The following is a 13,547-nucleotide window of genomic DNA, read 5'->3' on the forward strand; positions in this document are numbered from 1 at the left end:
GGCGATTCTCTTACGTCTTCGGACCCCCGTTTGTGCTCGCGGGCGGCCCGAAAAGCAAACACCCGCTCGACGGCCCGTCGGATCCCGTGGTCAGGATTCCGGTCTGTCCGGTCCTGGACCACAACTGCTTCCGACAAGCCCCAGCGGGTGCCATGTGCCAACGCTAGTCCGCTTCTGGGAAAACCGGTAGGGAAGGTCTCATGAACCGTCGTCGCGTCGCGGCCACCACGGCACAACCGAGCGGCGAAATACCCGCCGCCGTGAGCGCCCGGCACGCCTCGGTGAGCGTGGCGCCGCTGGTAATCACGTCGTCCACGATCAGGACAGGTTGATTCGTCAGGCGTTCAGCCCAGCGCGAACGCGTCTCGAAAGCGCCGGCGAGATTCCGTTCGCGGTCCGCCGCGCCGAGGCCGGCCTGGTCCTCCGGCCGCCGGACCACCCGCAGCGCGGGCGCCACCCGGACGTCGTACCCCTCGCGGCGAAGGCGACGGGCCGCGGCCGCGGCGATGCGCCGGAGCGGATCGTGGCCGCGGGCACGTATCCGGGCCCGCGGCGACGGAACCGGGCACAACCAGGCCGCGCGATGACCGCCGGCGCCGGACAGCGCGCCCAGGACGGACCCGGCGAGGGCCGCACCGAGCGGCCCGGTCAGCTGGTACCGCCCGTGCTCCTTGTGGGCGAGCAACATCGACCGCACCACCCCGTCGTACGCCGTACAGGCGGTGGGCGGTGCGAGGCCGGCCGGAGCCGGATCGGGCCAGGCCGGGTAGGGCCTCGACCGCAGCACCACGCGGCAGTCCGCGCAGACGGCGACGCCGGGCCGCTCACAGCCCGCGCAGACGCCACCGAGGACCAGGTCCGCGAACGGGGACAGCAGCACGTCCCGCAACGACACCGGACCAACGATCACCTGGCCCGGGTCCCGACGGCAACCCCATCGGCGCCGCCTGTGGATAACCGCCCGGGCGAGCTGACTACCCGGGATAGACCGGATAGACCGCCGAGTAGTTCGTCGAGTCGAGCGGATCGTCCCACTGCAGATCCCGGGTTCGCCGCTGGAGCTTTGCGTCGTTGATCTGGAGAATCAGCAGGCTCTCCACGTTCGGCGTGGCGGCCACGGCCGTTACGTTGTACTTGGCGACGCCCGCGACCAGGCCCGGCAGCGAACCGTCGACGTTGACCTCCAGAGGCTGCGACTTGGGGTCGTCGCCCTTGGTACCGACCACCGTTACCCGGTCGGCCTTCGACCAGGCGGCGTCGACCATGTCGTCGAACCCAACCTGCAGTGAGTGGAAGCCGACCAGCGAGCGCTTATTGTTCTCGCCGATCTGGACCCGGCCGATCCACAGCGCCGACTTGCCGTTCTTGTGCACGACGGCCAGCGCCCGAACGCCGTCCGGGGCCATCCGCAGCGCCCGCACCTCGTTGCCCTGGAAATCGGCCTCGACCTCGACGAGGTTCTGCTCCTTGTCCATCATCCACACCCGCGGGCCGCTGTCCGCGCGGTCCACGAACCACAGATTGCCGGCCCAGTCGAACGACGGCCGGATCACCTTGCCCGAGGCCGGCAGGCGCTTCTCCTTCTCACCTTCGGCCATGCTGAGCCGGGCCACGATCACCTGGCCACCGCTGACGACGGCACCGAGCTCGCTGTTCAGGCTGATCGCGAAAGAGGTCGCGGTGAAGGGAGACAACAGGCTGGCCTGGCCGAGCGGTTCCAGCTTGATCTCGCCGGAACCGTCCAGGCCCATGAAGCGGTTGATCTTGCCTTTGCTGAGCACGTAGAGCTGGGTCAGGTCCGCCGCGGGCACAGACGGGTCATACCGGGAGAAGCTGTCGAAGGTGCGCGCGTCGTTGTCACCGTCCTGCAGCGGCACACCCTGCACGGTGATCCGGACCGGGCCGACCGGGCGCAGCGTCCACGCGATCTGCGCCGCGAGCTGTTCGCGCTCGACCGGGCCGACGTTCTTGACCGCGTCACTCAGGTCGACGTTCGCGGCGCCGTCGGTGACGGTCACGTTGCGCACCAACTCGGTGTTCGGCGGTACGGCGGACAGCACGGAGTTGCCGAGCCGGCTGGTCGGGCCGGCCAGCAGCGACTGCATCAGCAGGTGCGCGATCTGGCTCTGCGTCCGGTTGATCGGCAGGTAGATCGGATCCGGCACCAGCAGGTCGTTGGTGGGATTCAGGAAGTACAGGTTGTGCGGCTGGTAGTTGGTCTCGCTCACGTTCCGGTCCAGCAGAACGCCGGGCGGCGGCGTGCTGATCCGGTTCTCACCGTCCACCTCCACGACGGTGAACAGAACGTTGAGCTGCTGATTCGGCGCGGCCGGACGCCAGGCGTTGCGCGCGTCCAGGGTGGCCACCAGCGACGCCTTCAGCCGGAACCCGATGTCCTTCTCGGGCTGCAGGGCACTGGGCTGCGGGTCGTAGATCCTGGTCTGCCGGACATCCCAGGCGGCGGCCGCTTCCGCGGTCAGGTACTGCTTGGCGATGTTCAGCGTGTCCGGGTTCGACATGGCCTCGAGAAAGCCCCGGACCACCGAGCCGGGTTGTGCACCGGGCTTCGGCGGGTCGGCCAGCACGTCGTAGCCGGATTGGCGCGTGCTCTCGTTGCGCCCGTCCTCCGAGCGGATCGTGCCGCTGTTCGGCACGGTGGCACAGCCCACCAGCAACGCCAGGGCGGCGACCACGGCCGCGACCACTCCGCGCGTTGTCCTCACTCCGCACCTCCGCGATCACCGGTGAGTTTCTGATACGGCGATCCGACCTCGACCAGGTTGATATCCGGCACCACCCGGCTGGCGTCCGGCGGGCGGGTCGGCAGCGGCGAGCCGATCAACGGTACGCCGGGCCGGCGCGGCAGGGTCAGCCGGAAGTACGCGCCCTCACCGGGCGAGCCCCAGGCGTCGAGGCGGCCACCGTGCAGGCGCGCGTCCTCCAGCGCGATGGACAGGCCGAGGCCGGTTCCACCGGTGGTCCGCGCCCGCGCCGGGTCGGCTCGCCAGAACCGGCTGAAGACCAGGTCGGCCTCTTCGGCGCGGAAGCCGATGCCGTGGTCGCGAACGGCGACGGCCGCCGCGTCCTCGTCGGAGGCGGTGGTGATCCGGATCGGACGGCCTTCGCTGTGCTCGATCGCATTGCCGATCAGGTTGCGCAGAATGCGCTCGATCCGGCGCGAGTCGACCTGGGCGCGGCACGGCCGGGGCATGTCCAGGAGCATCTCGGCGCCCTTGCGGGCGAGCAGCGTCTCGTGGTTCTCCAGCACCCGGGCCACGATGTCGCGCAGGTCGACGTCCTCCAGGTCCAGCGCGGCGGCACCCGCGTCGAACCGGCTGATCTCCAGCAGGTCGGCGAGCAGCGCCTCGAACCGGTTGAGCTCGTTCTGCATCAGCTCGACCGAACGGCGCGAGACCGGATCGAAGTCGTCCTTTGCCTCGTGCAACAGGTCGGCGGCCATCCGCACGGTCGTCAGCGGCGTACGCAGCTCGTGCGACACGTCGGAGACGAACCGGCGCTGCAACCGGGAGAGCTCTTCCAGCCGCCGGATCTGCTGCTGGAGATTACTGGCCATCTTGTTGAACGAGACCGCCAGCCGGGCCAGGTCGTCGGTACCGCGGACCTGCATCCGCTCCTCCAGCCGGCCGGCCGCGAGCCGTTCCGCGATCCGCCGGGCCATTCGTACCGGCGTGACGACCTGCCGGGTGACGAGCCAGGCGACCGCGCCGAGCAGCAGCACCAGCAACAGGCCTGCCGTCAGCAGCGCGCGCTGAACGACGCCGAGCACCTCGGCCTGCGGCGTGAGCGAGAACAGCAGGTACATCTGGAAGCGCTCGTTCGTGCTTTCCATCCGCAGCTGCGTGCCGACCACCAAGGCGGGCTCGGTGGAGCCGTCCTGGTACTTGAGCGTGGTGTAGGTGTCGAACAGCTTGCTCGGGTCCGCGATCACCGAGGAGCGCAGCACCTGCGGCACCGATTCCGGGTCGACACCACTGCTCACCCAGGTCGCCTGGGTGCTGGACGAGACCGAGTCGATCGGTACCACGACGGCCTTGAAGGTGCCGCCGTTGGAGTTCGAGACCAGCTGGCTGACGGCCTCCATCGCGGCCGGGGCGTCGCCGGCGTTCAGCTCGGCCTGGGCCCGGTTGACCTGGGCCGCGGCCTCCGCGTGGGCGGTCTCCCGGCGCGATTCCAGTACACCGTCGGTGACCTGCGACATCATCACCCAGCCGACCAGGAAGACCACCACGGCCGACATCAGCAGCGTGCCGGTGACGATCCGGGCCTGGATCGAGCGCCGCCAGAAGTCCGGCCAGTGCTTTGGCGAAGTACGCCAGATCGGCTTCGGGTAGGCGTGCCAGTCCGTCCCGGTGACGGGTTGCGCGGTGGGCTCCAGGTCGGTGCCGGCCGGTGTCACCGGGTCGGTCTGTGACGCGTTGTCGCGCCCGTACTCGATCAGTCCGCACCCGCCTTGTAACCGACACCGCGGACCGTCACGACGATCTCAGGGTGCTCGGGATCCTTCTCGATCTTGGACCGCAGCCGCTGCACATGCACGTTGACCAACCGGGTGTCCGCGGCGTGCCGGTACCCCCAGACCTGCTCCAGCAGGACCTCACGGGTGAACACCTGCCACGGCTTCGAGGCCAGGCAGACCAGCAGGTCGAACTCCAGCGGGGTCAGCTGGATGGTCTCGCCACTGCGCTTCACCGAGTGCCCGGCGACGTCGATGGTGAGATCGCCGATGGTCAGCGACTCCGGGCCGGGCTCGTCCAGCCGCCGCAGCCGGGCCCTGATCCGGGCCACCAGCTCCTTGGGCTTGAACGGCTTGACCACGTAGTCGTCCGCGCCGGACTCCAGCCCGAGCACGATGTCGACCGTGTCGCTCTTCGCGGTCAGCATCACGATCGGTACGCCGGACTCGGCCCGGATCGCCCGGCAGACGTCGATACCGTCCATGCCGGGCAGCATCAGGTCGAGCAGCAGCAGATCCGGCTTGAACTCCCGGAATGCCCCGACCGCCTTGTCTCCGGTCGCGACCAGATGAGTCTCATAGCCCTCGTTGCGAAGGACGATGCTGAGCATTTCCGACAACGCCAGGTCGTCGTCGACGATCAGGACACGCCCTCGCGTCGCCCGGTTACCTTCAGCCACGCCCTACTCCTCGCCGGTTCTGTTGTCACACGTTCGACTGCCAGTGTCCCATTCGGCACCACCAAACGCCGGTTGGCACCCCGGTAAGTGATCATGGACCACACACAGCCGATCCGAAGGGACCAAGCGTGGCGCCAGACGGCGGGATTGCCGAGAGCGAATCGTTCTCCGAACCGCTGCGCCCGTGGTTGCCCGTCGATCTGCTCGACAACGCCGCGCGGACCATATCGGACAACAAGACCATCATGCTCGGTCTACCGGTGATAGCGGGAATCGGTCTCACCGCGCTGCAGCTCGGCCTGACCCAGGTGGCCGTGCCCGGCGGCCTGAGCGGCCTGTTCGAGGCGGACAACCCGTTCGGAGTCGGCGGCCTGCCCGTGCTGCTGATGTACGCCGTCCAGGCCATCTTGTTCACGATGGTGGCGAGCATGCTGAGCGGCATCGTCGCGCTCGCGGCGGTGCGGAGCCAGCTCGGCCGACGGGTCGGCGCGCGGGAGCTGCTCCGGCTGGTTCGCCCGGCGCTGCCGGCGCTGGCCGTCGTCGGCCTGGCCCAGTCCGCGGGCTTCGCCTTGCTGGCGGCCGGCTGGCTGCTGGCGCTGTTCGGTATGGCGGCCGGCGCCGAATCGGCCACCAACTCGGCCATCGCGGGCCTGGTCGCGCTGGTGCTGATGGGCACCGGCGGCCTGGTCGCGCTCATCTTCGGTATCCGTATCTCGCTCGCCGGCACGGTGGTGTTGCTGGAAGGCAGGCACGCGCCGGATGTCGGGCTCTACATTCCCGCGCCGGTGGGCGTGATCGGCGCGCTGAAGCGTTCCTGGGCGCTCGTTCGCGGCCGGTTCTGGCGGGTGTTCGGCATCCTGATGTTCGCCGGGCTGGTGATCTACCTGGTCAGCAACGCCATGCAGCTCGGCATCACCTTGCTGATCAGCGCCACGGCCGGCTGGGCCGGTGCCAGCGACAACGGTCCGGGCGCGATCGCCGTCACGGTGGCGCTCGCCGTCGCGGCCGGTGCCGCCGCGGTGCTGACCACGATCGCGAGCCTGGCCTTTCTCTCGGCCGTGCAGGCGCTGGTTTACCTCGACCTGCGGGTGCGCCGCGAAGGCCTCGACCTGTGGCTGCGGCCCGCGCTCAAACCGCCCCTGCGGCCGACGCCGCCGCCGACGCTGGACCCGATGCTGAATCCCGCCCTGCGACCCGTCCCGCGTCCCGGAGCATGATGAATCTGCCGCTCGAACCGCCCATCGACATCAGCCGGGACAGCGCCGCGGAGGAAGCGGCCCGTGAGCTGTCCAAGCCGGTGTACCACGACGACCAGTCGATCATCACCCGCGCGCTGAACAAGCTGCTGGAGTGGATCGGCGAAGCCTTCGCGGAGATGGCCGTCCGCTCCCCCGGCGGCCGGACCGGATTCCTGATCCTGCTGGGCCTCGTCGTTCTCGCCGTGGTGGTGATCATCTGGCGCGCGGGTGTACTGCGGACCACTCGGGCGATCCGCCAGGAGGCCGTCTTCGACACCGGGCGGATCCGCTCGGCCGCGGAGTACCGGGCCGAGGCCGAGGCGGCTGCCGCGAGCGGACAGTTCGGCCCGGCGATCCGGTCCCGCTTCCGCGCGGGTGTCGCCGAACTGACCGAGCGCACGATTCTCGACGACCGCGCCGGCCGAACGGCGTACGAGGTGGCCGCCGACGCGACCAAGGCCATTCCGGAGCTGGAGGCATCCCTGCGGCCGGCGGCGACGGTGTTCGCCGAGGTCGTTTACGGCAGCCGGACGGCGACTCCGGAGCGGTACGCCGCCGTGGTGGCCGCCGACGAAGCGGCCCGCCGGGTGTCCACCAGGTCGATGCTGAAGGCAACGGCCGGATGAGCGGCACGGTGGAGCAGACCTCCCTGGAACGCACCGGCGCCGAGGTCTGGCGTTCGCTGCGCAAGCCGTTGCTGATCACCACGGTGATCGTGGTCGGCGTGATGGCCCTGTTCGTCGTGAACGGCGCCCGCACCACCGGGCCGTTCAGCCCGGACTCGGCCGAACCTACCGGCGCCCGCGCCCTCGCCGCCTTGCTGGACGACCACGGCGTGAACGTCGAAGGCACCAACGATCTGAGCGACGCGACGGCTTCGGGCTCCGGCCGGATCTTGCTGGTGGCACCTGGTGGCGCGGTGCGGCGGGACGACTGGCAGCGCATCGCCGACGCGGGCTGGGCGCACATCGTGCTGGTACAGCCTTCGCGCACCGCGCTGGAGGTGCTCGCGCCGGGCGTGACGAGCACCAACTCCCTCAGCCGCGACAGCCGCGCGCCGCGCTGTGAACTGGCCGCGGCGGTCAAGGCCGGTACGGTCACCGTCTCCGGTACGGCGTACAGCGCGCCCGCGGAGGCCGACGGTTGTTATGGCGACGGGCTGCACCACAGCATGGTCCGGCTCGAAACCGGTTCGCGAACAGTGGATGTGCTCGGTTCGCCGAGGTCGTTCGACAACCGGAGTCTGGCGGACGACGGCAACGCCGCGTTCGCCCTGAACCTGATCGGCACGCACTCCCAGCTCGTCTGGTTCGTACCGCGTTTCGGCACCGCCGATCCCGGCGAGCGGGCCACCGGCAAGGACCCGGTCGTTCCGGTCGAGACGCGGTACGCCGCCTGGACGCTGGCCCTAGCGATCGGCGTGATCGCGTTGTGGCGTGGCCGGCGCCTCGGCCCGGTGGTGGCCGAACCGCTGCCGGTGATCGTGCACGCAGCCGAAACCACCGAAGGCCGCGCCCGCCTCTACCGCCGTTCCCGGGCGCGGGACCGGGCGGCCGACGCGTTGCGCGAATCGGCTCTCGGTAAGTTGCGCCGGGCCCACGGCATCGGCCGCCGAACCGAACCGGTCGCGGTGGTCTCCACCATCGCGGCGCGGACCGGCCGCGATCCGGTCCAGCTGAACCACCTGCTGTACGGGCCACCGCCGCCCGACGACGCCACTTTGCTTGCCCTGTCCCGTGAACTGGATGTACTTACCCAGGAGGTTCGACGCCCGTGACCGAAAGTCCCGCTGATACCGACACCGTGGTCTCGCCGGAGCGGGCCCGGCAGGCCCTGATCGACCTGCGCACGGAGATCGGCAAGGCCGTTGTCGGCCAGGACGTCGCCGTCAGCGCGCTGGTGCTCGCGTTGCTGTGCCGCGGCCACGTGCTGCTCGAGGGTGTGCCCGGTACCGCCAAGACGCTGATGGTCCGGGCGCTGTCGATGGCCCTGCGGCTGGACACCAAGCGCGTGCAGTTCACGCCGGACCTGATGCCGGGTGACGTCACCGGCTCGCTCGTCTACGACGCGAAGACCTCCGAGTTCGCGTTCCGGCCCGGGCCGGTCTTCACGAACATTCTGCTCGCGGACGAGATCAACCGGACGCCGCCGAAGACCCAGGCCGCGTTGCTGGAGGCGATGGAGGAACGCCAGGTCACCGTCGACGGCGTGGCCCGTCCGTTGCCCTCGCCTTTTGTGGTCGCCGCCACCCAGAACCCGATCGAGTACGAAGGCACCTATCCGTTGCCCGAGGCCCAGCTCGACCGGTTCCTGCTCAAGGTGACGCTGGAGATCCCGCCGCGCGACGCCGAGATCGCCGTACTCGCCCGGCACGCGCAAGGGTTCGACCCGCGTGACCTGGTTGCTGCCGGTTTGAAGCCCGTCGCCGGGCCGGAGGACCTCCTGGCCGCGCAAGCCGCCGTACGGCGCGTGGCGGTCCGTGAGGACGTCCTGGCGTACATCGTCGACTTGTGCCGGGCCACCCGGCAGTCGCCGTCCCTTCAGCTTGGGGTGTCCCCGCGTGGCGCGACGGCCTTGCTGGCGGTATCGCGGGCCTGGGCCTGGTTGTCGGGCCGGGACTACGTCATCCCCGACGACGTGAAGGCGATGGCCCGACCGGCGTTGCGGCACCGGGTCGAGGTTCGCCCGGAGGCGGAGCTGGAAGGCGTCACGGCCGACGCGGTGCTGGAGAGCGTGCTCGCCACGGTGCCGGTTCCCCGCTGATGGTTGTCACCGGCAGGGCCGCGATCGTCGCACTGGTCGGCGTACCGTTCGTGGCTTTCCTCATGCCGAGCTGGGCCGGCGTCAGCCTCGTACTCGCCTTACTGATCCTGCTGTGCCTGGTGGATCTCGTACTGGCCGGATCGCCTCGCAAGCTGCAGTTGAGCCGTGAGGGCGATACGTCGGTTCGACTGGGCTATGAGGCCTCGGTGACTCTCCTGGTCGGTAATCCCGGTCGACGCGTCCGCGGGGTGTTGCGCGACGCGTGGCCGCCTTCGGCCGGCGTACTGAACTCGAGGCACAAAATCGACCTCGGCTCGGGCGAACGCCGTCGGCTCATTACAAGGTTGGTGCCAACCCGTCGAGGCGATCGAGAGGCCACTCGCGTCACTGTGCGGGCAATCGGACCACTGGGTATCGCGGGCCGCCAAGGATCGCACCGAGTGCCTTGGACGGTTCGGGCCCTTCCGCCGTTCAACAGCCGCAAGCATCTTCCCTCGCGGCTGGCCCGACTACGGGAGCTCGACGGCCGTACGGCGTTGCTGGTCCGCGGGCAAGGTACGGAGTTCGACTCGTTGCGGGACTACGTACCGGGCGATGACGTTCGCAGTATCGATTGGCGCGCTACGGCTCGGCGCTCGGGCGTCGTGGTTCGGACCTGGCGTCCGGAGCGGGATCGCCAGGTGGCCATCGTGATCGACTCGGGCCGGTTGTCGGCGGGCCGGGTCGGTGACGCGCCTCGACTGGATCACTCGATGGATGCCGCACTCCTGCTGGCCGCGCTCGCCACTCGCGCCGGGGACCGGGTCAGCCTGCTCGCGTGCGATTCAGCCGTCCGGGCCGACGTACGGCGCGCGGCCCCGGAGGACGTGTTGCCGTCGTTCGTGAACGCTTTGGCGACGGTGGACGCGGAACTGGTCGAGACGGACTTCCGAGCGGTTGTGTCCCAGGTACTCGGGCGACTCCGGCAGAGGTCGCTCGTCGTACTGCTGACCGGTCTGGAGCCAGCCGTGGTCGAGGAAGCCCTGTTGCCGGTCATCAGCCCATTGCTCAAGAGGCACCTCGTGGTGCTGGCATCGGTCGCCGATCCACGCCTGGCCGAGCTGGAGGCTTCGACGGCGGACGTGATCGAGGTGTACGGCGCCGCCTCGGCCGCCCGTACCCGCCTGGACCGCGAACGCGTCACCGCCGTTCTCACCCGCGCCGGCGTCGTGGTGGTCGACGAAGACCCGGAGAAGATCGCGCCCGCCCTGGCCGATACCTACCTCGCCCTGAAGAAGGCCGGCCGCCTGTAAACGTGCTTGACCCGGACCGGTGCGGTAATTAGCGTCTCTGATAGACGCAACTTACCTTGGAGGTCTCGATGCAGAGTCCCGCGCAGGTGTTCGCTTCGCTGATCGCGTCGGAGCAGCCCCGGCCCGAACTGGCCGAAGCGCTCGCGCCGTTCGAGCCGCTGATCGGCAGCTGGGACCTGGACGTCGCCTGGTACGACGAGAACGGTGAGATCAACCGGACCACCCAGGGCGAGTGGCACTTCTCCTGGGCGCTGGACGGACGGGCCGTCGCGGATATCTGGATCACGCCGAGCCGGGAACGCCACCCGGTCGACGGTGACGGCGAGTGGGGTCTGTCGGTGCGCTTCTACGACGAACAGCTCGGTGCGTTCCGGTCGACGTGGCTCGGGCCGAAGGCGGCGTTCGTGATGCCGTTCGTCGCGCACGCGGGCGACGGCACGATCCGCTTGGAAGCGTTGACGCCGACGGCCGCGAAGACCCGGTGGATCTTCACCGACATCAGCTCCGACGGCTTCCATTGGCGCAACGAGGACGAGACCGCGGAAGGCGTCACCGTGTTGCGTCAAACGTTTGTTGCGCGGCGCGGATCCGACACTGAGTAGCGGGTTTGTCGCGCACAGAAAGGTCCAGTGGCAGCCGCCACTCAGGCGGTGACATCGATTGCCTGGTAGACCTCCTGACGCGATAGCGTGAGCACGCCCTGCTATACCGCTCTGATCACGGGAGATCTTCTTGATTCGCAAAATCATCGCCGGAGCCACTGCGCTCGCGGCGGTCACTGGCTTCAGCGTGATGAACGCTCCGGCCGCGAATGCCTACGCCTACTGGAAGAACGGCTACTTCTACGGCGACACCAGCTACTCCAACAACGTGCCTGGCGTTTACGCCAAGGTCGTCGGCCGTCGCGACGTCGGTCGTCAGCTCTACTACATGACGCTGACGCTGACCGACACCCGCACCGACAGCCAGCGCGGCGCGCTGCGCGTCCGTGGTTACGACAAGACCACGGGCAAGTGGCTCGCGTACTACAGCCTCGCCATGGTGAACGGCAACGCCGGTACGGCCCGTCCGTACAGCGTCACCTTCTCCACCGCGAAGATCGACCGCATCATCCTGCAGGACGGTATCTACGGCAAGACCTACGGAACCAACTCCGTAACGCTCTTCAACCGCTGATCACCACATGACGAAGCCCCGGACCTTTGTGGTCCGGGGCTTTGCCTTTGGGCCTTACGTCTTGGCGTTGCGGGACCAGACGAAGCAGTAGACACCGAAGCACGCGATCCCGAGGGCCATCAGCGTCAGCAGTGCCGTGCCGAAGGGTTGCTCCTTCACGGTGCGCAGGGCGGTGTCGAGACCACCCGCCTTGGCCGGCTCGGAGCTGATCGCGGCCCAGGCGATGAGACCGCCCACGATCAGCAGCGCCGCACCCTTGGCGCCGTACCCGGCCTGGCCGAGCATGACCGTGCCGTCGGAGACTCCTCCGGTCAGGTCCTCGGTGAACTTCTTCGTGTAGGCCTTGTAGAAGTGGCGGGCGGCAACCGCGATGACCACCAGGCCGATGACGACGACCAGGATGCGACCGGGCGTCTCGGCCATCAAGCGCGCGGTCATCGACTTCTGCCCGGCCTCACCGGAACCACCCGAGCCCATCGCCACCTTGGCCGCGCTGATACCAAGTGCCAGGTAGACGACGATCCGCCCGGCGGCGGAGGCCTTGCGTTCGCCGAGGACCAGTTCGAAGCCTTGCCAGATGACGAGCGCGAACAGGCCGATCGCCACCACCCAGAGCAGGCCACTACCCAACGGCGTACTGGCCATCTCGCGCATCGCGCCCTGCTGGGAGGCTTCCTCGCCGCTACCACCCCAGGCCACTTGCAGGGCAATCCAGGCGATCAGGATGTGCACGACGCCGTACGCGATCAGGCCGACCGTGACGGCGGCACGGTAGACAGAGGAACTACGAGCTTGCTGGACGGACTTCATCCTTCGGACGATCCTCGAAGCGGGACCGACAGGCAAGCCCAAGCGAGTCTTGGATCAAGCTGAGACCGGCGCGGAGGCCTCGCGATCGACAGCCTCGATGTCGCCGTACTCCCCGGCCAGAACGGCGCGACGGCCCAAAGTCCACACGTAGACCAGGAATCCGATCTCAGCCAGTACGCCGATGCCTACGCGGAGCCAAGTCGGTATGGGTGCGGGTGTGACCATGGCCTCGATCACCCCGCTAATGAGCAGTACGACGGCTAGGCCGATCGCCATCCCGACAGTAGCTCTACCGGTTTGGGCGAGTGCCTGCATGCGTGTTCGTGCTCCTGGCGCTACCCAGGCCCAGCCAAGGCGTAGACCGGCCGCACCCGCTACGAAGACGGCGGTCAACTCCAAGAGCCCGTGCGGGGTGATGAGGCCGAAGAACACGTCGGACTTGTCATGCCCGATCATGATGCCCGCCATCGTTCCGAGGCTTACTGCGTTCTGCCAGAGCAGGAGCACCGTCGGGATGATCAGGATGCCTAGAGCCAGTGCGGCCGCCGCAAGGGTGGCGTTGTTGGTCCAGACGCGTAGGGCGAAGTCCCGGGCCGGGTGCTCCGAGTAGTAGTTGGCGAAGTCCTCGTCCACGATCCGCTGGATCTGCGCGGGCGTCGCGACGGAGCTCAGCACCTCCGGCATGGTGATGACCCGCCAGGCGATCCAGGCGGCCACCAGGTAGAACGCTAGGCCGATAGACAGCCACCAGCGTCTGGAGGCGTACAGGGCGGCAGGAAAGCCCACTAGGAAGTAGCGCGCGATATCCCGCCAGACCGGTGCTTGCACGCCAGTGACGGCTCCACGCGCGTCAGCGATCACACCGGACAACCGGCCGATCGTGACGGGATCAGCCCCTGCAGCACGTAAAGCCGACAGGTGCGTCCCGACGCGCTGGTAGAGCGAAACGAGCTCGTCGGCCTCCGCGCCGGTCAGTTTGCGCTGAGCTCGGACCAGCTGGGCCAAGCGGTCCCACTGCGGCTGGTGGACCGATACGAACGCCTCGACGTCCACACGTCACTCCTTCGTAGCCCCAGCGCATCCGCCGGGTGGCTCCCGACGCTGGCAGACTATC

Annotated in this window: 13 protein-coding genes; 7 read left to right on the top strand and 6 right to left on the bottom strand. The window is 68.7% G+C overall.

The features are described 5' to 3' along the window. Nucleotides 1-163: 163 nt before the first annotated feature. The 4 genes from ACFFGN_RS21365 to mtrA form a co-directional block, all read right to left on the bottom strand. Nucleotides 164-895: a ComF family protein gene (locus tag ACFFGN_RS21365; protein WP_380050498.1), complete on the bottom strand. Its 732-nt coding sequence runs from the start codon at nt 893-895 to the stop codon at nt 164-166. A gap of 79 nt (nt 896-974) precedes the next feature. Next, nucleotides 975-2,723, bottom strand: coding sequence for an LpqB family beta-propeller domain-containing protein (locus ACFFGN_RS21370; RefSeq protein ID WP_380050500.1), 1,749 nt, complete (start codon nt 2,721-2,723; stop codon nt 975-977). Then, nucleotides 2,720-4,417, bottom strand: a complete 1,698-nt coding sequence (mtrB, locus tag ACFFGN_RS21375; RefSeq protein WP_380050502.1) for an MtrAB system histidine kinase MtrB — start codon at nt 4,415-4,417, stop codon at nt 2,720-2,722. Before mtrB ends, ACFFGN_RS21370 begins: the two co-directional genes overlap by 4 nt. Nucleotides 4,418-4,455: 38 nt before the next feature. Further along, complete coding sequence (gene mtrA, locus ACFFGN_RS21380; protein ID WP_328996498.1) at nt 4,456-5,154, bottom strand: MtrAB system response regulator MtrA; 699 nt, start codon at nt 5,152-5,154, stop codon at nt 4,456-4,458. A gap of 128 nt (nt 5,155-5,282) precedes the next feature. On the opposite strand from mtrA, the gene ACFFGN_RS21385 reads away from it, so the two are divergent. From ACFFGN_RS21385 to ACFFGN_RS21415, 7 genes are all read left to right on the top strand, one after another. Next, nucleotides 5,283-6,371, top strand: coding sequence for a hypothetical protein (locus ACFFGN_RS21385; RefSeq protein ID WP_380050505.1), 1,089 nt, complete (start codon nt 5,283-5,285; stop codon nt 6,369-6,371). Then, nucleotides 6,368-7,018, top strand: coding sequence for a DUF4129 domain-containing protein (locus ACFFGN_RS21390; protein WP_380050507.1), 651 nt, complete (start codon nt 6,368-6,370; stop codon nt 7,016-7,018). The genes ACFFGN_RS21385 and ACFFGN_RS21390 overlap by 4 nt, the downstream gene beginning before the upstream one ends. Further along, nucleotides 7,015-8,169 carry a DUF4350 domain-containing protein gene (locus tag ACFFGN_RS21395; protein ID WP_380050509.1) on the top strand — a complete coding sequence of 385 codons (1,155 nt, stop codon included), beginning with the start codon at nt 7,015-7,017 and terminating at the stop codon, nt 8,167-8,169. Before ACFFGN_RS21390 ends, ACFFGN_RS21395 begins: the two co-directional genes overlap by 4 nt. Further along, entirely contained in the window at nt 8,166-9,155 is a 990-nt protein-coding gene (locus ACFFGN_RS21400; protein WP_380050511.1) for an AAA family ATPase, read from the top strand. The genes ACFFGN_RS21395 and ACFFGN_RS21400 overlap by 4 nt, the downstream gene beginning before the upstream one ends. Further along, complete coding sequence (locus ACFFGN_RS21405; protein WP_380050513.1) at nt 9,155-10,447, top strand: DUF58 domain-containing protein; 1,293 nt, start codon at nt 9,155-9,157, stop codon at nt 10,445-10,447. Before ACFFGN_RS21400 ends, ACFFGN_RS21405 begins: the two co-directional genes overlap by 1 nt. A 68-nt stretch (nt 10,448-10,515) precedes the next feature. Further along, nucleotides 10,516-11,049, top strand: coding sequence for a hypothetical protein (locus ACFFGN_RS21410; RefSeq protein WP_380050515.1), 534 nt, complete (start codon nt 10,516-10,518; stop codon nt 11,047-11,049). Nucleotides 11,050-11,179: 130 nt separating this feature from the next. Beyond that, nucleotides 11,180-11,623 carry a hypothetical protein gene (locus ACFFGN_RS21415; protein ID WP_380050517.1) on the top strand — a complete coding sequence of 148 codons (444 nt, stop codon included), beginning with the start codon at nt 11,180-11,182 and terminating at the stop codon, nt 11,621-11,623. 54 nt (nt 11,624-11,677) lie between these two features. Here the strand turns inward: ACFFGN_RS21415 and ACFFGN_RS21420 are convergent, their stop codons facing one another. Then, nucleotides 11,678-12,433, bottom strand: a complete 756-nt coding sequence (locus ACFFGN_RS21420; protein WP_380050519.1) for a DUF1206 domain-containing protein — start codon at nt 12,431-12,433, stop codon at nt 11,678-11,680. Nucleotides 12,434-12,487: 54 nt separating this feature from the next. After that, a complete protein-coding gene (locus ACFFGN_RS21425) occupies nt 12,488-13,486 on the bottom strand; it encodes a stage II sporulation protein M (protein WP_380050521.1) in 999 nt (332 codons plus the stop codon). Between the last annotated feature and the right edge of the window lie 61 nt (nt 13,487-13,547).

This window comes from Kribbella deserti (assembly GCF_042434725.1).
Taxonomy (GTDB): domain Bacteria; phylum Actinomycetota; class Actinomycetes; order Propionibacteriales; family Kribbellaceae; genus Kribbella; species Kribbella deserti.

What these genes read in the sequence shown, in the direction of transcription:
- ACFFGN_RS21390 (WP_380050507.1), top strand. Translation starts at nt 6,368, where the DNA reads ATGATGAATCTGCCGCTCGAACCGCCCATCGACATCAGCCGGGACAGC.
- ACFFGN_RS21395 (WP_380050509.1), top strand. Translation starts at nt 7,015, where the DNA reads ATGAGCGGCACGGTGGAGCAGACCTCCCTGGAACGCACCGGCGCCGAG.
- ACFFGN_RS21405 (WP_380050513.1), top strand. Translation starts at nt 9,155, where the DNA reads ATGGTTGTCACCGGCAGGGCCGCGATCGTCGCACTGGTCGGCGTACCG.
- ACFFGN_RS21410 (WP_380050515.1), top strand. Translation starts at nt 10,516, where the DNA reads ATGCAGAGTCCCGCGCAGGTGTTCGCTTCGCTGATCGCGTCGGAGCAG.
- ACFFGN_RS21420 (WP_380050519.1), bottom strand. Translation starts at nt 12,433, where the DNA reads ATGAAGTCCGTCCAGCAAGCTCGTAGTTCCTCTGTCTACCGTGCCGCC.